A 20292-nucleotide genomic window follows, 5' to 3' on the forward strand; every position below is an offset into this window, starting at 1 on the left:
CATGAGAAGCCGATAACGCAGCAGAAATTCCCCACAAACGCTGCCCGAAGGGTTCGACTGCGCGTCCCGTACTCTAAGCGTTTTATGCTTTGTTGAGGTGTATTTGCTTAGAATAACTAGGCGGCACACACCTCGCCGCGCCTAAAACGCTTATAGCGAGAACAAAATTTAACCACCAAAGGTCAACAGCCCCTAGGGCCATAAAGTGTGCGCTTAATATCCGCTCCGCGACTGACGCAAATGTAAGACACTGTACTATAGTTAAATCAATGTCAGTGGATAGGGAAATATTCGCAATGAGATCAATAGGTAACCGGAGTTTTAGCAAGGCTATTCTTGCCTTGGGTATCGCCCTCAGCAGTGCCTTTCTAATAATTGCAACCAAAGCTGTGGCGCATGCAGGCGCACACGATGATGAGTCCCAACCACTTGTTTTTGGTATTGTCCCCCAGCAATCCTCAGCAAAACTGATCCGAAGCTGGAGCCCGGTGATGAAGGAGATCAGTGAACTTTCTGGCCTAAAGATCCGATTTGCCACGGCACCTAACATCCCAGAGTTTGAAAAACGTTTAGCGGAAGGGAAGTATGACATTGCTTACATGAACCCCTATCACTTTACCGTTTTCAATCAATCACCCGGTTACAAAGCCATTGCCCATGCCAAAGACAAGCGAATTAAAGGCATTCTGGTAGTGCGGAAAACGTCGGGCGTGACATCGCTTGAAGATTTGGATGGAAAAAGGCTGGCCTTTCCTGCGCCTGCCGCATTTGCTGCCACCTTGCTGACTCAAGCCACACTCAAAAACAAAGGTATCGTGTTCGAACCACACTATGTCGGTTCCCACGACTCTTCCTATCTCGGCGTGGCTGATGGCCTGTTCGACGCAGGAGGCGGCATTGTGCGTACACTGGGTGGGGCACCTCCTAACGCCAAAGACAACCTAAAAGTACTCCACACCACTAATGGCTTTACGCCTCATGCCATAGCCTCGCACCCGTCCCTTTCAGACGATCAACACCGACGGTTACAGGAAGCGTTTGTGACGCTGGGGAGTACACCAGATGGCAGAAAAGCATTGGAGAAATTGAATATCAAAGGCTTCCAAAGTGCAGTCGACAATGACTGGAATGACGTCCGTGCCCTCAATATTTCCGTGATTGAAGCCAAGTAACACTGACAGGATCTAAAAAGCGATGACGTTTCGCCTAAAGACGATTCTGGGTATTGCGCTTATCGAGCTTATCTTGCTCGCGATACTGATTGTCTCTGGGATCGGCTGGCTAAGGGATTCTAACGAGCAGCAGATCATTAACGACGGTAACAGGCTTTCCAATACCTTTGCCATCGCCGTGCGTGACGCCATTATCTCCACTGACCTCGCCAACCTCCGCGCCTTTACCCGTGAAGCGATTCGTGACGGTGATATCGCCTACATCCGAATCATGAACGACCAAGGACAGGTGTTGGCAGAATCAAATACCCTTAGTGATGGCGCGGTCGCACCGGATTATGCGCAATCGCCCTCTGATGCGATTGATGGGATTTATGATATCCGCCATCCAGTCGCTATCGATGACTATGTCGTCGGCCAGATTGAAGTCGGATTAGATGTCAGCGCATTCAGTCAGCTTATCGATGATGCTCAGAAATATGCTGTTTCCATCGCAGCCATCGAAATGGTGTTGGTTGCCCTGTTCTCTCTTGTCTTTGGTTCATTACTTACAAAACAATTATTGACGCTTCGGGAAGGCGCACTGAAAATCCAGAAAAATGGCCCTGGCGAAACCGTGCCCGTAGAAGGCAAAGATGAGGTGGCGCAGGTCGCCAATGCCTTTAATGATATGTCAGTCGCTCTTTCCCATACCTATGAAGAACTCTCCCGAGAAAAGAACCGGTTCAAGCAACTCGCTGCCCAAAACAAAATGCTGGCGGAAATCGTTGAGCAATCCCACGAAGCCTATTTGATCATCGATCTGGGTGGCTATGTGGCGCTGTCAAATGACGCGCTGAATGAGTTACTCGGGTACAAAGAGCGGGAAACCTGTGATAAAGACTTTCAGGTACTTCTGTTCGGTGAACATACGTCTGAAGTCGGTGCCTACCAACTGCAGGAGGCCATCAATAAGGGCGAGCGAATCACCGTAAGGGCAGAATGCTTTACCCGCACTGGCAAGTCTTTCCAAACCGAAATTACCGCCTTTCCTATCATCAATGCTGGCGGAATTACTGACCGGTATGTGTTGATTGTCCGTGATGCCAGTGAGCGCCACGAATTTGAAGAAATGCTCAGAGAAGCCGCTTCTGCCGCCCGTTATGCCACCGAAGCCAAATCGCAATTCCTTGCCAATATGAGTCATGAGATCCGTACTCCGATGAACGGCATCATCGGCATGTCTGAAATGCTGAAGGAGTCTTCCTTAACCAAGGAGCAAGCCGGGTTTGCCAGCATTATCAATTCCTCCGCCAAAGACCTGTTGCAGCTTATCAATGATATTCTGGACTTCTCCAAACTGGAGGCGAAAAAGTTAAAGCTGGACTCAGAAAGATTCTGTCTGGCCGACACTATCGAGGATGCCGCCTCTCTCGCTGCCCTCGCCGCTGCGGGTAAAGATTTGGCGGTGGTTATCGATATTCCTCCCAGCCTGAATACCGAGGTGCAAACCGACGAGCTACGGTTACGTCAGGTGTTTAATAACCTGCTGAGTAACGCCGTCAAGTTTACCGAACATGGTTACATCCGTTTCCAGTTGCGCGGCGAGTATGACCCCCAGAGCCGGAACTCCACATTCACCTTTTCAATCGAAGACACAGGCATTGGTATTCAGGAAGACAAAATTGAAAATGTGACCAAAGCATTTGAGCAAGTCGACAGTTCCACGACCCGTCGTTATGAAGGAACAGGTTTGGGGCTTTCCATTACGAAAAACCTGCTTGAGCTGTTTGGTACTGAATTGGAAGTACAGTCTGAGTTCGGTAAGGGAAGTATATTTTCTTTCTCCCTCACCTTACCGACCTTTGAAGATTTAGAAAGCACCCAAGGCGCGCTGATAAACCAACACATCGCCGTCATCAATGCCGACCCTTTACATCGCCCAATCATTGATCGCTATTTTACCCATTGGCAGGCAAAACTGACTTACCTGACAACACCGGACGTGCTGGAAGCATCGAAGACAACATTTGATGCCGCTGTCATTCTCGCCGCCGATGCAGCGGATCTTCTTCCTGAACCTTACTGTCCTTGGGTTGGCGTGATCCCAAATTTAGCTAATTTTGAGCGAAATCCGAATGGCATTGAGCAAAGGTTTATCGTCAAGCCTCTTCGCATGGGTCAACTACTGCAAGAATTACAACTCAGTTTGATGATGGAACCTTCCGCTATTGCTTCCCAACCGGTCAAAACACAAAATGACCATTCAGCGTTGCAATCATTGTCCATAGCGGTGGTCGATGACATCGAATACAACCGGGAAGTCACCAAAATATTTCTTGCCGGGGTAACAGACAATGTTGTTTATTTTGAGAACGGTAAGGAGTCGATTGACTACTACAAGAAGAACCCGTTCAACATCCTTATCACTGACATTTCGATGCCAACTATCGATGGCTATGAGCTGACCGCACGTTTGCGTCAATTTGAGCAGGAACATGATGTCCCTCACTTATACATTATTGGGCTATCCGCCCATGCAGGGAAAGAAGATTTTGAACGGGCAATCAATGCGGGCATGGACAATTACCTCACCAAGCCCCTAAAACGCGCAGATCTGATTGACGCTATAAACCAAGCCGCTGCCTCCAGAATAGAAGCAGCAAAAACTTGATTAACTATCGATAAAAGCCTGAAGGCTCGCTAAATCTGGCAGTGCGGTCATCGCACCTTTTTGCGTGGTCGCCAATGCGCCACAGGCATTTCCCCAGAACACCGCCTCTTTTGCCGTTTCTGCGTTTTTCCAGCTATCACCAGAAATACGGGAAAGATACCCCAGCAAACCACCCACAAATGCATCTCCAGCCCCTGTGGTATCAACAGGGCTCACGACTTTTCCGGTGATAAGCGACTGAACACCATCCATCACCAGCCAAGCGCCCTCTTTACCCTGGGTGATCATAATCATCGGAACACCCAACGCTTTCACCTCGGCCAAAGCCTCTTCCAGTTCACTTTTCTGTGTCAGGAACAGCAATTCATCATCTGAGAATTTCACCACATCCGCCATTGCGACAGCACGCATCACAACCGGAATGATCTCAGATTGGTTCTGCCAAACTTCATCGCGAAGGTTAGGGTCGAAGCTGACGAAGCCGCCAGCCGCTTTAATACGCGATATTGCCTCAAAGGTGCTGCTGCGGGTCGGCTCATTGGCCAAGGCGATAGAGCAAGTGTGTAGCCAATCTCCCGCACCAAAAACAGGAATGTCTTCTGGCTGCATAAACTGGTCAGCACTCGGCTTCACCATAAAAGTGAAGCTGCGCTCGCCGCTGTCATCCAAGTCCACCACCACGGTTGAAGTGCGCTTGTCTTCATCCAAAACCAGATGATCGATGTTCACGCTTTCCTTTTTCAGCGTTTGCGCCAGAAAACGGCCAAAAGGATCGTTTCCAACCCGCCCAAAGAAACCTACATCACCATCGAGCCTGGCAACGGCAACTGCCACATTGGCAGGCGCGCCGCCGGGGCATTTCAGGTAAGTCATTTCCGTATCGGGGATCAAATCAACAACCGCATCTCCCGTTAACCACACTTTACTCATCAACTCTCGTCCCTGTTTGAATTCGCTACGGTTTAGCTTAGGCCGCGATATCGACTATACCCAAGCGACACATCCCAAGGTGCTTTGTTTATTGGAAAAAGAAAAGGAAGCTATTCAGCTTCCTTTTCAATCGTTTCCCGTCAATACAGACTCAGGAGTCTCCGCCGTTATCGCTAACAGGCTCAACCATAAATTTGCCTACATCGACTGCAGTGACTTTCACCGATCCACCCGCAGGAACCACTTCGTTGCGGTGTTTTGGTCCTAAGACCAACTTCCAGTTCACACCAGAGTATTTCACCGTCACTGGATTGGTTGCGTCCAATTGTTCTTCAAGGTCGAAAACCAAACCAATAAAGTCGCTGTGAATGTTGTATTCACGGCGAGGACCTTTTTGCGATCGTTTGAGCGGGCGCCAGAGAATAGCAGTAAGCACACCCGCACCAATACCTGAGCCCGCAATCACGGCAGTTAACGTTTCCGGAATGATTCCTGCCCATACCAAACCGCCCGTCACGATGGCTGACACACCCAGTGCCAGCAGAACGATAGTGGAAAGACCCAACAGCCACACTTCGATGATCAGCAGGATTAATCCAATGATAACGGTCGATTCGGCCAAATTGGTTTGCAGGTACGACATCAAATCCATAAGTTATTTCCTAGCATTCAGGGTGTTAATGATGCTCATTGATTCTGCCACCAGCGATGCTGCACTGGATTGGCTATCAGGCAACAATACCACTGAAGACTCCTTCGCAATCGCCTTCTTCGCTTCAATCGCTTTGTCTGCAAGGTCAAGCTGAATGGCTTTTTGGCCTTCTTCGGTTGCCGCCGTGCGACCAACCACTTCCAGAGCCTCTGCCTGCGCTTGTGCAACCGCAAGAATCGCCTGAGCTTCACCTTCTGCTTTCAGGATTTGCTCGGACTTTTCTGCTTCTGCAGCCAATACCCGCGCTTGCTTCTGACCTTCCGCGACGTTGATATCTGCCTGACGTGCACCTTCTGATTCCAAAATCGCAGCTCGCTTCTCACGCTCTGCTTTCATTTGACGCTCCATCGCATCCAATACTGAGCGAGGAGGATCGATATCTTTAATCTCGTAACGCAGCACCTGCACACCCCAAGGCTGCGCCGCCTCGTTGATAGCAGATACGATAGCCGTGTTCAGGCTTTCACGTTCTTCAAAAGTCTTATCCAGCTCCATGCGGCCAATCTCAGAACGCATAGAGGTTTGTGCCAGTTGAGTCACGGAGAAGATGTAATCATCAACGCCATAACACGCTTTCACCGGGTCCAACACCTTAATGTACAGCACGCCATCCACAACCAGTGAAATGTTGTCACGGGTAATTGCCGACTGTGAAGGTACGTCGAACGCTTGTTCCTTCAGGGTTCTCACATACGCCACACGGTCAATAAACGGCACCAGCACGTTCAGACCTGCTTCCATGGTTTTGTTGTATTTACCAAAACGCTCGATCACATAAGCCGTATTCTGAGGAACGAATTTGACTGCTGAACGCAGCGCAATAACCACCAAAACCGCAAGAATGACCCAGGTATTGATGAGTGAAGGTAAGATTTCCAGAAAATCCATTGTTACCACCCCAACTGATTGAAATTTCACCCATCATATCGAATGGGGTACTTCCACTGTGCATCAATATATGGAAATTGAGACGGGGGGAGAAAATTAATGCACCAAATCAGAACATGTCTTTGACTTCTTCAATGTCCACTTTGTAGCCACGCCCTTGAAGTTCATTGTTGAGCTTATGGATATCCTCCAACACTTTGAGGTATTTCGCTTTCTTATCCTCTTTATCCCAGAAGCTCTGCTCGGATTCCGCGACGACCAGTTCATTCCTCAGTTGGCTCAACACATCTAACACATTAAGGTTCACCGCTGCCAAAGCGGAGAAATCTGAACTCTCAAGTTTGTGCAGGAAACGTTTATAGAACGCGAGCACATCCTCTGATTCGTGGATTAGGTTTTCCGTCAACACAGCCCCAATCCCTCTCGCCGTCCCTTTCAGTGAGTGATATTCAGTGAAGAACTTATCCAACAACTCTTCCGGAGAATCTTCGCTTTTGTCGCTTCCCAGTTTTTCAATCGCCAGGATCATCAACTCGAGAGCAATCTCTTTTTCTTCTGAGAACAGATCCAGATATTCGGAAGTGTTGCCCTCAGACGCTTGCGAGAAATCCGGCTCATAGTTAATCGCAGGCGCACCGTCACTGCCAGACTCCTCGGCCAAATCCAAAATGGCATTTTCGGAGAAAAGCGCAAAATCGTTATTATTTTCAGAACGGTAGGCGTGATATTGCTTAATCACAGACAGCAAAACAGGAGGGTCGATAAGTTCTCTTTCTACCAGCAGTTGACCCAAGGTTCCCCGGCGCTTTTCGACTTCTTTATTGATGATGTCGATAAACTCACTTTTCCAGATATTAAGCTGCAGGCAAGCGGTTCTAAAATCCAGGTTTTCATCATTTTGAAGCGTAACAATCGCAAGAAGCTGCTCAGGGGAAATAAGGCCTTTCTCATAGAGGATCTCTACGCTGTGTGGTGTTTTTCTCACCTGCTCAACCATGGCGTCGGCAAGATCGGAGGCTGAAATCAATCCCGCTTCCAGCAAAAAGCTCCCGAGAATTTTCATCTATCCCCCCAATCAAGAAACCGTGTCTGTCTTAAGTATAAGAACAAAATCAGCAACCCGGACAAAGGGCGCTGAGTATCACTAGCGCGCAAAACGCAGCACTTTCTTCAGGTTGATGACCAAAGCCAAATCACCGTTTCCTAATACGGTGGCACCGGAGAAAATCTTCTCCTGATTCATACTCTTATCTAAGGGTTTGATCACGATATCCAAGAAGGCGCGCACATCATCAACGACCAACCCCCAGTGCTGCCCCCTATCTTTAAAGGTCACCACACTGACTGACTTTCCCTGTTCATACAGAGACTGAAAGCGTTCTTCACTCGCCAGCGCCCCAAGATAATCCTTCGCTTCAATCAAAGGCGTGACAGTACCTTTCCTCAGCATGGTGGCAGCGCCGTTATCAAACCGGATGGAAATCTCATCATCATCGCGGCTGACACCGACAATCCCAGAAATTTCAGAAGACGGAATGGCATAATTCAGGCCACCGATTTGCAGTAAGGCGACTTTCAGCGTTGCCATTGTCAGTGGGAACATCATTGAGACTTCGGTACCGATACCAAATTCTGAGTAGATATCGACAGTGCCCTTTATCTCCTCTACTTTGCGTTTCACCGCGTCCATTCCCACACCGCGACCCGACACAGAACTCACTTGCTCCGATGTGGAAAGCCCAGAATGGAAAATCAGCTCCATGGTTTCTTTGTCTGACATCCGGGCCGCTTGCTCTTGTGAAATCACCCCCGTGCTGATGGCCTTATTCAGCACTCTCTGGGTATCGATACCTTTGCCATCATCCTGAATGTTAATGACGACCTTGCCCGATTCGTTGTAGGCGTGAATGAGCAGTCGGCCAATCATTGGTTTCCCTGCGTCAATGCGTTCATCAGGCATTTCAAAACCGTGGTCAACCGCATTTCTCACCAAGTGGGTCATCGGCTCATTAATGGCATCCAATACATTGCTATCGAGCTCGATGTTCTCACCGATGATCTCAACGTCGACTTTCTTCCCCAGCTCATTGGAGAGATCACGCACCATTCTCCGGTATTTACTCAGTAAGTTACCGATGGGGCGCATCCGGGTTTTCAGCAGGTCACCCAGCATGTTGTCAGAGATGGTCATCAACTTGTTAGAAAGCTCTGTCAGGCGCTGGTTGTCTTCCTGCTCGGCCAAATCGACCATCATATTGCGTATCTGAACCAGTTCTTCGGTATGACTCATCAGCTTTTCCAGCAGCTGGGATTTCACACGTGTGGTCTGCTCGAAATTCGACTGGAGAGGGGAGTTCGTTGGCGTCTTGGTTTTTGACAGAAACTTACGCCCTGACACTGTCTTCGATGTGTTTTCCTGGCCTTCCGGTTCAACCAAAGAACAGAGATAAGCCAACTCATCCGCCACATCACCTTCGAACGCAAAGGTATCTTCACAGAAGCGGATATCAAACGTTTCCTTATTCAGAAAACAGGTCGCCATATCGGCCAGTAAGGCTTCTTTGATCTCGCTGTATTCCTCATTCGGCTGACCGTCGATAAACGAGCGGAAGTCCTCGGCCACCGCATGAATGGCCCGAGCTAAAAGCTCGCTGAGCGTCTCATCCAGCTCACAATCTTCTGCTGCAAGATAATCTGTCAGCGATTGAATATTCAGCAGCAAATCATCAACAGCGCGATAAGGCGTCATGTCATTGGCTTGGTAACCTTCATGGAAAGTAATGAACTGTTCGATTTCCTCATTCACGTTGGAAAGCGATGCAGTGTCATCTATCAGAGCTTCAATATGCTGGGCTTTCTCTGCCAGCGCTTTCAAATGGGTCGTTTGCGATGCTTTTCTTCTCATCCTTCATCCCCATTCATTGCCGCCGTTTTGGATAGGTTTTCTGAACCCTGCGTTTGAAATGATTTCACCGCCGCTTCAATCACACCTGCGATGCCAATCAAAGGAACGGTTCGGCATACTGCTCCCAGCTCTTTCGCCGCTCTCGGCATGCCATAAACGGCGCAACTCTCTTTATCCTGCGCGATGGTGAATGCGCCATCACGTTTGAGGCTTAGCAGCCCCTTGGCGCCGTCTCTTCCCATCCCAGTCATCAAGGCTGCCACTTTCTTGAGTTTTTTGATCCTGAGCGCAGACTGAAACAGGTAATCCACCGACGGTCGAAAGCCATTGACTAACGGGTCGTCGGTAATCCTCACTACCACTCGCTCATCCGGTAGCTGCATGAGCCTAAGATGCTTTCCTCCCGGTGCCACATACACATGAGAACTTTCAAGCAGGACGCCATCTTCTGCTTCACGCACACGGAGCCGGGACGATTTGTCGAGCTTCTCAGCCAACGAGTGGGAATAGTCGGACGGAATGTGCTGAACAATACAAACGGGCGGAAAGGGGCTTGGGAGATTCTTTACCACGCAATCCAGCGCATCTATTCCCCCGGTTGACGCGCCAAGGAGCACCACCGTGTCGACAGGAACGGGGGTTCGCCGTGGTTCGAGCATGTCGGCACATTTCCCCATTTCATAAAGCCAGGCTTTTGTCGCAAGCACAGAGGTTAAAACCTGATTAAAGGTGGGCGGTGTCGCCACAAATTGGTACCTGCCCACCGCCTGATTGAGTTGGTGGAACTCAGCGCCCGTTAGTGCTCTAACATTTGGAGAAATCACAACGATGGGAACACTCTCTCCGCTCTTTACTCCACCTAACCTTTGAATTCCTGACAGCTGATGGGTATCAATCACAATCGCATCCGGCGCCAATGTTGAGGCTTCCTCAAACAAGGTTTCGGCATCAGGAAAACCTTCTATGCTCAGGCCATCTCTATCTTCCAGCACTTCAGAAAAATCTTCTTGGTTTAGCGCAGTCTGCGTCGAAAATACCCTGTGCAACTTGGTTATCCTGGAGTGGGAATCTCTGGATGGCGGGTATTGCTCGGCAACAAAGCGAAAGTCCACTTCACCGGAGAAAGGGTTGAAACGGACTTGTCGCCCTTCTGAACTGCCAATTGACACCCCGAGCACAGGCACGCCATAGAGTGCCAACAATTCGAACGCGACTGAGATGTTCCTGACACCAATTTGCTGTGACTGTAGGAAGTCGCCACCTTTAAGTTGGGCACCACCAAGCACCCAGGCCGTCAGATTTTCGAGCCGCGAAGAGGTGTGCTTGAACCGACGCAGCAAGTTGGGAATGGCAAAGCAACCAAAGTCATTGGCATCATTATTTTGGGAAAAGTTATCCGGCGCACTCGGCAGTCGGTAGTGACACATACCGCCGCTTCGGTTTTCCTTGTCCCAAATACACACAGTGACGCAAGTGCCCACTAACGTCTGCATCCAGGCGTTTTTGCGAAAGAAGAAACACAGCTCACCAGAGCTGACCTGGGTATCAGCCATCACCACGCCCTTTCGCTACCACCTTTCTGTAGACCGAGGAGCCTACCTGTTCTATCCCAAGCTCCATGTTGTTCAATGTTTCTGTCAAACCAACAAAAATCAGCCCACCTGGCTGTAGCTGGCTCAGCAAAGAACGGACAACCTTTTCCCCAGTCGCAGCCGGAAAGTAAAACAGGACATTGCGGAGGAAAATGTAATGAAACTGAATACCAAACTTGTCAGAGAAATGAATCAGGTTATGTTGGCGGAATTTGATTTGGCGGCGGAGCACTTCAGCCATCTCAAATGTGTCGTCATTCGGATTGTCAGAGAAGGTAACGTATTGGTGCCTGAACTGGGTGGGGATCTCGCTCGACCTTTCTTTTTCGTAACGGCCGCTCTCACACATCGCGAGCCTTTGAGTATCAATGTCAGTCGCTAGGACTTTGCTTTCAAAGCCGGGGAACTCCTGTCGGAGTTCATCGCATATCATGGCAATGGAATAAGGCTCCTCCCCACTGGCGCAGGCCGCTGACCAGATAAACACTGAATCTGAGCGATGACGGGCGACTATGTCCTTTTTCAACACCTCAAAGTGGTAGGCTTCGCGAAAGAACTCGGTTTTGTTGGTGGTGATGGCGTTGGTGAACTCTGTTAATTCCCGTCCACTCATGTCGGCTTTCAGGTAGTCGGCATATTGTTTGAATGAGTGGATTTTGAGTGCGAAGAGACGTTTGTTCAGACGGCTTTCCAACATGGTGCGTTTGTCAGGAGAGATTCGGATCCCCGCTTGGTGGTATATCAAATCTGCAAAGTGCCGGAATTCGCTTGGGGACAGCTTCGCCCGGGAAACATCAAAGCGGCTGACATTTTCAGTCACGTTATCAAGCGCTTTGAAGTTAAGAGGGTCGACTTTCTGCACCATGGGCCACCGCGTTACTTACAATCGGTTCCAGGCGCTGTGGTTATCCCCTTCCATGGATACATCATCACTGATGTCCTTGGCAGGGCGAACACTGCTTGGGCGGCTGTAATCCGGCTCAAGGTTTTCCTGCCAGTTCTTAGATGTTTGTTGCTGGCTCTCTTCCTTGGTTTCCACGTCGTGCCCACACAAGAAATTGCTCAAGTGCGAGACCAGATTGTTGAGATCTGCAGCTTGTCTGGTCAATTCAGAGCTTGAATTCGAAGCCTGATCAGCAATGGACGCGGCATGTTGTGTGGCTTTGTTAATCGATTCAACCGCATTGCTGATTTCCTGAATGCCTCTGGCTTGCTCGTTGGACGCTTCAAAAATGTTGGTTGCGCCTTCCACCATTGATTGCGCCTGTTGGCGCGTTTCAGACACAATAGCGCCCCCATTTTCCACACGGCTGGTGTTTTCTTTGGCGATGGTTTCGGCTTCATTGATACTTTGTTTCACGATGGCAGAAATATCTGTCGCGGCTTTCCCGCTCATTTGAGCCAGATTTCCCACTTCCTGAGCGACGACAGCAAATCCTCTGCCATGCTCGCCCGCTCTTTCGGCTTCGACCGACGCATTGAACGAAAGTAATTTGGTCTGGAATACGATTTCATCGATGATTTCTGTCTTCGCCCCAATCTCAGCGATGATCTTCACCAACTCAGAGATCTTGTGGTTAGATTCGGAAATCTGACACATGGCCTCGTCGAGATCTGTCATCCTATCCCCAACTTCTTGTGACAGGTCCCGTGAATGTTCGGCCGATTGAACATTGTTCTGCACCATGCTGGAAATTTCCTCAGCACTGGCTGATGTTTCCTCTACTGAGCTGGCCTGTCTGTTGGTGATTTGAGAAAGGTTCTGGGAGACATCTTCAATGTTTCCAGCAATCATCGCGACGTTCGATGCCCCAGTATTCATACGTTTCACTACGTCATTGAAAGACTCACTTAATTCTTCCAACTCCTTAGAACTGAACACTGTCAGGCCTTTGAAGATGTCTCTAAACGGACGCATGATCGCCGCACTCAGGAAGTAAGCAACGATAATGGAAGCAATCACTGCACACACCATGCCTGCAATGATGGTGATGTAGGTATTGGTGACACTTTCATGCGCAGCTTGCGTTCGCGCAGCCATCAGGGTTTCTTCCCGCTCAATGAAAGTGTCCATTAAGCTTCTGAACTTGTCGAAATACTGCTTCCCACGCTCCTGTGCCACCAAATCAGAAATGTCGTCCATGGTTTTGGCATCGCCAATCTCGCGTCTTAATGCGATATAGCTTTCAGACACATTACTTCGCCAGTCAGCAACCACTTCTTCGATGTTTTCCAGCACGGAAAGCTGAATCGGGTTGTCCCTCACTTCCAATTTGAGGCTCATCAACAAGCGGTTTAGCTGGCTATTTCCCTGTACGTAGGGTTCAAGAAAAGCCTCTTGTCCTGAGAGCAAAAATCCTCGCATCCCCGTTTCCATATCCAGCGCCGCCACCTTAATCAGCAGAGCACTGGCAACGACGTCACCATCAAGCTGGGAAGAAGAGAAATTTTGATTTGATATCACTCGCTGTTGGGCAATGAAGCTATCGATCAGTTCTCTCAGTCTGTCGATATAAGCTTTCCCTTTCGCCTCACCCACGGTCATGCTCATGTCGTTCATCGTTTTAGCATTACCAATGGAGCGTCTCAGTAAAATCGCGTCTTCAGTCACATTGCGTTGCCAGTCAGCAATGGTTGTTTCCACATCTTCAAGCAAAGAAACCTGTTGGGGGTTGTCGTTGACCTTCTCTTTGAGCTCTTTGACGATATTTTCGAATTCCCGTTGCCCCTCATTGTAGGGCTCAAGAAACTGCTCTTCACCTGCCAACAAATAGCCCCGCATACCCGTTTCCATGTTGATGGCGGCGGCAATCAGGTTTTGCGCTTTATTGATAACCTCATGGGTATGCTCCACCCACTTTTCTGTGGCGCTAAGATTTTTAATGCTATTGAGGCTCAAGAGCCCAAGCGTGATAAGGAACAGAAGCACTACTGCATTGCCCAAAACAATCTTTGCCCTTAAGGAAAGCTTTTCCAGCATGACTTGTGTCCTCTGCTAAATATCAAAATCCACACTGCCTGACGTTGGCGGCGCAGATACTTGTTTGCTAATCAGATCTAGTTCTTCCGGCTCAAGCACGTTGAGAATATCGAGCAACAACACCAGGCTGTTGTCATCCGCCTTTGCTACACCATGGATATATTCACGCTTGACGCTGCTGGATATTTCGAGCTGGGTTTCAATTTGTTCATCCGTGAAACCAACGACCTCATTCACATCATCCACTATGGTGCCTACGGTCAGGGAGTTAACATCACTGATGATGATGGCGGTTTTCTTGGGCTCATAGGCTTTTTCTTTAAGCCCGAGCTTTAACCTGAGGTCAATAACAGAAATGATTTTCCCGCGGAGATTGATAAGACCTTTGAAAAAGCACGGCATATGAGGAATGGGCGTGACTTTCACCATGCCAATCACTTCTTTCACAGAAGAAAGCGGGATTCCGTATTGCTCTTCATCCAGCGAGAAGATGAGGTTTTTCTGTTTTAACCTCGTCCCGCTGTGATGATCGGCTTCTTTGGATCCGGTACTCAGGTCGAACCCTTTGTCCGGATAACGCTCAGCTACACTGTCCATCACTTGCCCTTCAAGCATCAGGCTTCAAACAAAAACAACGGGTTGGAACACCCGATGATTACAGCATCCTCATGTTTTATTTTTGAGAAAATGTTGAGGCATTGATTTAACAGTAGGCCAGCACGTCTCAATGTCAAAGCTATCAATAGGCATTAAACGCACGCATACAGCATCAATAACAGCATGAAAGAGAGGGGAAAAGCGTGGAGGAAGGAAGGGCGGTTATCTGCTGAAACGAGCAGATAACCAGTTAACGGGTTTAAACAATACCGATATTAATGAAGGAGTCTGTTTTGCTCAGCTCTTCAAACAAGCCATGCATTTTTCTCTTCGTAATGGGCTTACGCATGTAGCCAGTAGCACCGTAATACTCGACCACCTGAATAGGATCCAATCTGAGCTTCTCACAGCCAATCAAAATGGAACTGATCTTGCCTTCCACCTCCTCATCATCAATGACGCGGTGGGCAATTTTATCGAGCAACGCCAGCTTTTCCTCTGTGTCCGCGTCCACTTTTATCTTCTCTGCCTGGGAGATGGAAGCCATACTCTCGCTGGAAACGACAACAATATTTTTAACGTTGCAATTTGCTCTTAAGTAAACCAACGCTGATAAGCCGTCCATGTTGGGCATGCGCAGATCGGTGAGTACCAAATCCACCGAAGGATTACGCTCTACCAAAGAGATAAGCTCCCTGCCATCTTTCGCCTGCCCTAGAATTTCAAATGGTCCAAAGTCTTTTTCAATTGCATCCAAAGACTCAATGATAGCCTCGCGCATGTCTGCCATATCGTCCGCAAAAATGATCTTCATACGTCCCCTTAAAATGCCATCAAATACTGAAGTATTAGAAATGAGAATCACCTTGTAACTATAGAGACATTCGCTGAGGTTGGCGTAAGAGAGAAAATTGAGGAAGAGAGCATGGCGGAGGACGCCATGCCACTATGAATCTTTACCAGAGCCAGGCAGCGCCACGTACGCCGCTTGAGTCACCGTATTTGGCTTTGACGATGGGTGTATCGCACTCGCCACCCATCACCCACTTTTTCATCAGCTTTGGCACATTGGTGTACAAGCGTTCAACGTTAGACATGCCGCCACCCAACACAATCACATCCGGGTCCAACACGTTCACCACAGAAGCCAGTGCCCGGGCTAAACGATCTTCATAACGTTGAATACAGTCTTCAGCGGCTTCATCACCTTCTGCAACACGCGCCATGATCTCGGGTCCACGCAGGGTTTCACCATGCATCAGCTCGAAATCTTTCCAGAATCCGGTGCCGGAAATAAACACTTCCAGACAACTTGGGCGTCCACAATAGCAGTGAATATGATCCGCATGATGACGGTCTTGGTCATTCTGCCAAGGCAATGGGTTATGTCCCCACTCTCCTGCCACACCATTACCACCAGCATGGACTTTGCCATCAATCGAAATACCGCCCCCACAACCTGTACCGATGATCACGCCATAAACCATATGCTTGCCAGCTCCTGCGCCATCAACGGCTTCTGATACCGCGAGGCAATTCGCATCGTTGGCAATACGCACTTCCCTGCCTAGCAGCGCGCCTAAATCTTTGTCCAGCGGCTGGCCATTTAGCCAAACTGAATTGGCATTTTTTACCTTCCCGGTGACAGGGGAAAGCGTACCAGGGATCCCTAACCCAACAGTGCACCGTTCTCCGACTGCAGCTTCGGCTCGGTCAACCAAGCCTTTGATCGCATCCAATGTGCCTTGATAGTCATGTTGTGGCGTAGGTACACGCTCAACAAAAACCTGCTCACCGTTGGTGTTCAGTACAACGGCCTCAATTTTCGTGCCGCCAAGATCAATCCCAATTTTCACTCAAGGTCCTCCCGAACGCTTTGTTTGCTATTGATGATTTTATTTTCTTCTATGAATTCAAACAGTGACGGGCTCGAAACATCAGAACGGGCTGTCTCACCAAGATAGTCTGACTTTGTGGACTTATTTGACAAAGCTGTGACATTTTCACTTCAATCAGCTGCCTAACATTATGATTCTTAGAACAAATACACTTTTTGATTTGAAAATCGAGAGATGTCTCACTTTCTTTTCCCAGAAATCCGACTATTTTTAACAAGTGCTCAATTTGGTCAGCTTAGTCTGACAGATTTCGCCTTTTGGGCGACACAAAGCACATGGTGAAGCAGATAGGCCATAATTTAGCTATACAATTGGCCGCTCTGTGGTACTATCGTTCGGCCTGGTTAATAGAGCTCTTTATGCTGCAATTGAAAACTTCGTTACACCCTACCTTCGCAAAAGTAAGTTGTCCTGAAGCTATTCGCTACATTTGCCACCATAAATGATTCATTAATAAAAGGTCTTAATGCGTTCGCGCAATGTTACAAATGGAAATATATTCAGGAGACAACATGTCTAAATCTACCGGTACCGTGAAGTGGTTTAACGAAGAAAAAGGTTTTGGTTTCATTCAGCAAGAAAATGGCCCAGACGTTTTCGTTCACTTCCGCGCTATCACTGGCGAAGGTTTCAAAACTCTGGCTGAAGGCCAAAAAGTAGTATTCGAAATCGAACAAGGCCAAAAAGGCCCACAAGCTGCAAACGTAGAAAAAGCATAATTTTTCTTCTCGCAGAGAATTTGAAAGGACGCCCTCGTGGCGTCCTTTTTCTTTATCTGAATACCAAACATTCCTCTTTTTTCATTTCGCCCGCTGCCGCTATCGCAATTTTGTACAAATTTTTATCGGCTGCTTTCGGTATACTCCTAAGATTCTGGTGACCCAATCTTTCTTTGGGTGAAGCAAGGAGTGCAATGGAACGCGCGAAATTTGAATCATCCCCTCTTTTAGGCGGCTTGGAGGTGTTGGAAGCCACCTACGAGAAACAAGCTTTTTCCCGCCACACTCATGAGGGTTATACCGTCGGTGTCATTCGCGAGGGCGCACAGCGTTTTTGGCGAACCGGTGGTTATCACGTCGCGCCAGCCAGTAGCATTATTCTTGTTAATTCGGACCAAGTTCATGATGGCCACTCTGCGACTGAAGGTGGCTGGACGTACGAAGCCATGTACCCGACTGAGGCGCAATTTGAGTCGGTTTCCAAAGATCTTGGGCTGGCTTCCAAAGTTCCGTATTTCCCCTTCGCTGTTGAAGAAGACCCCAAGTTATCAAACCAACTTTTAATGCTCTTCTCCCTGTTGCGCAGCAATGAAGATCCACTGCTCACTGAAACCTTCACCCATCATGTGTTACTTTCATTGACGTGTCGGTTTAACAAGCGCCCACAGTTGCCAGAAGACATCGTCAAGATTGGCCCTAAACTCGATTTGGTCAGGGAGTATCTGCATCAAAACGCCACAGAAACCGTCAATCTGGAAACATTGAGTGAGCTTTCTGGCGTCAGCCCTTATCACTTGGTCAGACAGTTCAAAGCCCGTTTTGGCTTACCTCCTCACGCCTACCAGATCCAGCAACGTGTCCGCCGGGCGCAGCACATGATGAAAGACGGTTTTAGTCTTGCCGACTGCGCGATTTCCTGCGGCTTCCACGATCAAAGCCATTTCCACCGTCATTTTCGCCGCGCTATTGGCGTCACGCCCAAGCAATACCAGAAAGCAATTTTGTGCAATTCTTCGATTCGGCTCGCTGATAAAACTGAAAGCATTCTCCCGCATTTGGATAAATCGAAGGATTCGCATGAACAAGGACAATCCCACATTAACCATGATGAATAGAGTTTGGCTCAGCGCCTGCGCTGACATGTTTCCGCTCAGCGTGGCGGTGATCCCATGGGGTGTGCTCTGTGGCTCACTGGGCGTCCAAATGGGATTAACCCCTTTGCAGGCACAAGCCATGTCACTGTTTGTTTTTGCCGGTGCTGCGCAGCTTTCCGGCGTTACCATGATGGGTGCGGGGGTGCCAGGGAGCACGTTGTTTGGTACCACCTTCGTCATCAGTGCCCGCCACCTGCTCTACTCGGTGAATTTCCGCCAATACATCCGTCAGTTACCCTTTAGATGGCGGGTTGCTCTCGGCTTTCTGTTGACCGACGAGATGTATGCACTGTGTGCAGCTCAAGTAGAGAAGACAGGTCAATTTGATAAACACTACGCCTTGTTCAGTGGCGCCTTTTTCTATCTCTGCTGGAATCTTGCCACCTTATTGGGTGTGCTCGGTGGAACCCAGTTTGAGAACATCGAAGAACTAGGGTTGGAATTTGCCATTGCCGCGACTTTCCTCGCTTTGGTGATTCCAAGCATCAAAGATATTCCCGTCTTGGTTTGTGTGTTGGTCTCGTTTGCAGCCATGACGATATTTACACTGGCAGGTTTTGGCAATGCACTCATCGCCGCTGCCCTAACAGGCATGATGGCAGGGTTTGTGTGTGAAAGTGTTATGCCCACTCGCAGCAAAAAAGATGGGGAGAAAAGCAAATGAATATCTGGCTTCTGATCATTGGCATGGCCTGTATTACCTTTTCAGTTCGTTACTTCTTTCTCGCTCAGAGCATTCCCTTCCGGGTCACGCCAGTGATGCAACGAATTTTGAAATATTCAGCACCCGCCGTTCTCACCGCATTAGTCGTGCCCATTGTCCTTTTCCCTCAAGGAAACATCGACATATCACTCGACAATCCTTTCCTGTTGGCGGGAGTGTTCGTATGTGCACTCAGCCTGATGCGTCTCAGCACTCTGAAAACGGTCGTAATTTCAATGATTTTCTTCTGGTTAATCCGCTAACGAGATCTGTATCAGAATTAATAATCTCATTTTTAAAACCAGGCTCTCTTTCATTGAAAAATCAGCCCTCTAGACTATTCCTTAATAAGGGAGAGTATATGTTTGACGGGGTTGTAAATGCTGGAAAAGTGCTTAGTTGTTGATGACCATGAAATGATCCGGGAGACCATCGCGATTATGGCGAAGTCTCTCGGCTTTAATGATTGCATCATGGCTATTGATGGCGCTGATGCAATCTCCAAGCTCTACCATGAACGTCCATCGTTCATCATCACGGATTTGCAGATGGAGCCTATTGATGGCCTTGAAATGCTGCGGCTGATCCGCAGTGGGCGCTATGGCCTGCCTCATGATATTCCCATCATCATTCTAACCGCCAATGCATCCGAGAGTGTGATTGCCCAGTGTATCGCTTTCGATGTTGACGCTTTTCTGGTTAAACCCGTCAACAGACAATCGCTCCAGGAACGCATCAACCAGCTTTCATTACAAGCCAAACCCAAGAAAACTGTTGAGCATTACTTTTCGATGTATGAGCAAGACCCCGCAAAATCCACAGCATTCCAGATGAATGGCACCGTCGCTTTTACCGATGAGATACTCAAAGAGGTCGATGAGGTTATTCATGAGCACAAGGCTCCAATCTCGCCAGAGTTTTTGTCACAGGAGCCGATTATCCCACCCGCTGCGGAGGGACAGCCTGAACCAGATAACCGCAAGAAATTCATCAAATGGCAAGACCGCTTTACCGTCGGTCATCACGAGTTGGATGAAAGCAATAAGGAACTGCTCGCCATTATTAACGATACCTATGACCTTGTGGTGAATCACCATGAAGGTAACGAGTACGAAGACATTGCTAGGCGCTTTCAACATTACATCAAACACCACATCGAGCAGGAAGAAGCCCTACTCATAGAGGCTGACTACCCGAGGCTGAAAATGCACAAAGACATGCATGCACGCCTCATCAAACAAGCTGAGTTTGTGGTGCTTAAATGTCAGGCAGATCCTAGTTTCTACAAAACCGATTTTTTCCGACTTCTGCGCTTTTGGTGGGTAAAACACGTCGTTCAAGAAGACACCAAATACAAGTCCATCTTTGAAATGCAGACTTGATGAGGAT

At 48.5% G+C, this 20292-nt stretch carries 18 protein-coding genes; 7 read left to right on the forward strand and 11 right to left on the reverse strand.

The window, feature by feature from the left end:
* The first annotated feature begins 296 nt into the window (after positions 1–296).
* A complete protein-coding gene (locus tag RN22_RS18755; protein ID WP_046306648.1) occupies positions 297–1172 on the forward strand; it encodes a phosphate/phosphite/phosphonate ABC transporter substrate-binding protein in 876 nt (291 codons plus the stop codon).
* 22 nt (positions 1173–1194) lie between these two features.
* A complete protein-coding gene (locus tag RN22_RS18760) occupies positions 1195–3825 on the forward strand; it encodes an ATP-binding protein (RefSeq protein WP_046306650.1) in 2631 nt (876 codons plus the stop codon).
* On the opposite strand, the gene RN22_RS18765 is transcribed toward RN22_RS18760, so the two are convergent.
* From RN22_RS18765 to mak, 11 genes are all read right to left on the reverse strand, one after another.
* The gene (locus RN22_RS18765; RefSeq protein ID WP_046306651.1) at positions 3826–4755 is read right to left on the reverse strand and encodes an aminoimidazole riboside kinase; all 930 of its coding nucleotides are present in this window, start codon (positions 4753–4755) and stop codon (positions 3826–3828) included.
* A gap of 151 nt (positions 4756–4906) precedes the next feature.
* Positions 4907–5407: an NfeD family protein gene (locus RN22_RS18770; protein ID WP_046306653.1), complete on the reverse strand. Its 501-nt coding sequence runs from the start codon at positions 5405–5407 to the stop codon at positions 4907–4909.
* 3 nt (positions 5408–5410) lie between these two features.
* Entirely contained in the window at positions 5411–6355 is a 945-nt protein-coding gene (locus RN22_RS18775) for an SPFH domain-containing protein (RefSeq protein ID WP_002536820.1), read from the reverse strand.
* Positions 6356–6464: 109 nt separating this feature from the next.
* Positions 6465–7418 carry a hypothetical protein gene (locus RN22_RS18780; protein ID WP_046306655.1) on the reverse strand — a complete coding sequence of 318 codons (954 nt, stop codon included), beginning with the start codon at positions 7416–7418 and terminating at the stop codon, positions 6465–6467.
* An 81-nt stretch (positions 7419–7499) separates the two neighbouring features.
* Positions 7500–9260 (reverse strand): chemotaxis protein CheA, encoded by a 1761-nt coding sequence (locus tag RN22_RS18785; protein WP_046306657.1) that lies wholly within the window; start codon positions 9258–9260, stop codon positions 7500–7502.
* On the reverse strand, positions 9257–10813 hold the full coding sequence (locus tag RN22_RS18790; RefSeq protein WP_046306659.1) for a chemotaxis protein CheB: 1557 nt from the start codon (positions 10811–10813) through the stop codon (positions 9257–9259). The genes RN22_RS18785 and RN22_RS18790 overlap by 4 nt, the downstream gene beginning before the upstream one ends.
* Entirely contained in the window at positions 10806–11717 is a 912-nt protein-coding gene (locus tag RN22_RS18795; protein WP_052737566.1) for a protein-glutamate O-methyltransferase CheR, read from the reverse strand. The genes RN22_RS18790 and RN22_RS18795 overlap by 8 nt, the downstream gene beginning before the upstream one ends.
* Positions 11718–11732: 15 nt before the next feature.
* Positions 11733–13832, reverse strand: a complete 2100-nt coding sequence (locus RN22_RS18800; protein WP_046306661.1) for a CHASE3 domain-containing protein — start codon at positions 13830–13832, stop codon at positions 11733–11735.
* A 15-nt stretch (positions 13833–13847) separates the two neighbouring features.
* Positions 13848–14429 carry a chemotaxis protein CheW gene (locus RN22_RS18805; RefSeq protein ID WP_231590931.1) on the reverse strand — a complete coding sequence of 194 codons (582 nt, stop codon included), beginning with the start codon at positions 14427–14429 and terminating at the stop codon, positions 13848–13850.
* Between the two features lie 259 nt (positions 14430–14688).
* Positions 14689–15243: a response regulator transcription factor gene (locus RN22_RS18810; protein WP_046306662.1), complete on the reverse strand. Its 555-nt coding sequence runs from the start codon at positions 15241–15243 to the stop codon at positions 14689–14691.
* A gap of 142 nt (positions 15244–15385) precedes the next feature.
* Positions 15386–16285: a fructokinase gene (mak, locus tag RN22_RS18815; protein ID WP_046306664.1), complete on the reverse strand. Its 900-nt coding sequence runs from the start codon at positions 16283–16285 to the stop codon at positions 15386–15388.
* A gap of 554 nt (positions 16286–16839) precedes the next feature.
* Between mak and RN22_RS18820 the strand changes: the two genes are divergently transcribed.
* The 5 genes from RN22_RS18820 to RN22_RS18840 all read left to right on the forward strand — a co-directional run bounded on the left by RN22_RS18820 (position 16840) and on the right by RN22_RS18840 (position 20285).
* A complete protein-coding gene (locus tag RN22_RS18820; RefSeq protein ID WP_002536803.1) occupies positions 16840–17046 on the forward strand; it encodes a cold-shock protein in 207 nt (68 codons plus the stop codon).
* Between the two features lie 194 nt (positions 17047–17240).
* Positions 17241–18161: an AraC family transcriptional regulator gene (locus RN22_RS18825; protein WP_046306666.1), complete on the forward strand. Its 921-nt coding sequence runs from the start codon at positions 17241–17243 to the stop codon at positions 18159–18161.
* A complete protein-coding gene (locus tag RN22_RS18830; protein ID WP_046306668.1) occupies positions 18124–18864 on the forward strand; it encodes an AzlC family ABC transporter permease in 741 nt (246 codons plus the stop codon). Before RN22_RS18825 ends, RN22_RS18830 begins: the two co-directional genes overlap by 38 nt.
* Positions 18861–19166 carry an AzlD domain-containing protein gene (locus RN22_RS18835; RefSeq protein WP_046306670.1) on the forward strand — a complete coding sequence of 102 codons (306 nt, stop codon included), beginning with the start codon at positions 18861–18863 and terminating at the stop codon, positions 19164–19166. Before RN22_RS18830 ends, RN22_RS18835 begins: the two co-directional genes overlap by 4 nt.
* 117 nt (positions 19167–19283) lie before the next feature.
* The gene (locus tag RN22_RS18840; RefSeq protein WP_046306672.1) at positions 19284–20285 is read left to right on the forward strand and encodes a response regulator; all 1002 of its coding nucleotides are present in this window, start codon (positions 19284–19286) and stop codon (positions 20283–20285) included.
* Positions 20286–20292: the final 7 nt, after the last annotated feature.

It is taken from the genome of Grimontia sp. AD028 (genome assembly GCF_000973155.1).
GTDB classification, from domain to species: Bacteria; Pseudomonadota; Gammaproteobacteria; order Enterobacterales; family Vibrionaceae; genus Enterovibrio; species Enterovibrio indicus.

Excerpts from the sequence above, each read along its gene's own strand:
- RN22_RS18835 (WP_046306670.1), top strand. The coding sequence starts at position 18,861 with ATGAATATCTGGCTTCTGATCATTGGCATGGCCTGTATTACCTTTTCA.
- RN22_RS18810 (WP_046306662.1), bottom strand. The coding sequence starts at position 15,243 with ATGAAGATCATTTTTGCGGACGATATGGCAGACATGCGCGAGGCTATC.
- RN22_RS18830 (WP_046306668.1), top strand. The coding sequence starts at position 18,124 with ATGAACAAGGACAATCCCACATTAACCATGATGAATAGAGTTTGGCTC.
- RN22_RS18765 (WP_046306651.1), bottom strand. The coding sequence starts at position 4,755 with ATGAGTAAAGTGTGGTTAACGGGAGATGCGGTTGTTGATTTGATCCCC.
- RN22_RS18800 (WP_046306661.1), bottom strand. The coding sequence starts at position 13,832 with ATGCTGGAAAAGCTTTCCTTAAGGGCAAAGATTGTTTTGGGCAATGCA.
- RN22_RS18820 (WP_002536803.1), top strand. The coding sequence starts at position 16,840 with ATGTCTAAATCTACCGGTACCGTGAAGTGGTTTAACGAAGAAAAAGGT.
- RN22_RS18825 (WP_046306666.1), top strand. The coding sequence starts at position 17,241 with ATGGAACGCGCGAAATTTGAATCATCCCCTCTTTTAGGCGGCTTGGAG.
- RN22_RS18790 (WP_046306659.1), bottom strand. The coding sequence starts at position 10,813 with ATGGCTGATACCCAGGTCAGCTCTGGTGAGCTGTGTTTCTTCTTTCGC.
- RN22_RS18785 (WP_046306657.1), bottom strand. The coding sequence starts at position 9,260 with ATGAGAAGAAAAGCATCGCAAACGACCCATTTGAAAGCGCTGGCAGAG.
- RN22_RS18780 (WP_046306655.1), bottom strand. The coding sequence starts at position 7,418 with ATGAAAATTCTCGGGAGCTTTTTGCTGGAAGCGGGATTGATTTCAGCC.
- RN22_RS18805 (WP_231590931.1), bottom strand. The coding sequence starts at position 14,429 with ATGGACAGTGTAGCTGAGCGTTATCCGGACAAAGGGTTCGACCTGAGT.
- RN22_RS18760 (WP_046306650.1), top strand. The coding sequence starts at position 1,195 with ATGACGTTTCGCCTAAAGACGATTCTGGGTATTGCGCTTATCGAGCTT.
- RN22_RS18840 (WP_046306672.1), top strand. The coding sequence starts at position 19,284 with ATGCTGGAAAAGTGCTTAGTTGTTGATGACCATGAAATGATCCGGGAG.
- RN22_RS18795 (WP_052737566.1), bottom strand. The coding sequence starts at position 11,717 with ATGGTGCAGAAAGTCGACCCTCTTAACTTCAAAGCGCTTGATAACGTG.
- RN22_RS18775 (WP_002536820.1), bottom strand. The coding sequence starts at position 6,355 with ATGGATTTTCTGGAAATCTTACCTTCACTCATCAATACCTGGGTCATT.
- RN22_RS18770 (WP_046306653.1), bottom strand. The coding sequence starts at position 5,407 with ATGGATTTGATGTCGTACCTGCAAACCAATTTGGCCGAATCGACCGTT.
- RN22_RS18755 (WP_046306648.1), top strand. The coding sequence starts at position 297 with ATGAGATCAATAGGTAACCGGAGTTTTAGCAAGGCTATTCTTGCCTTG.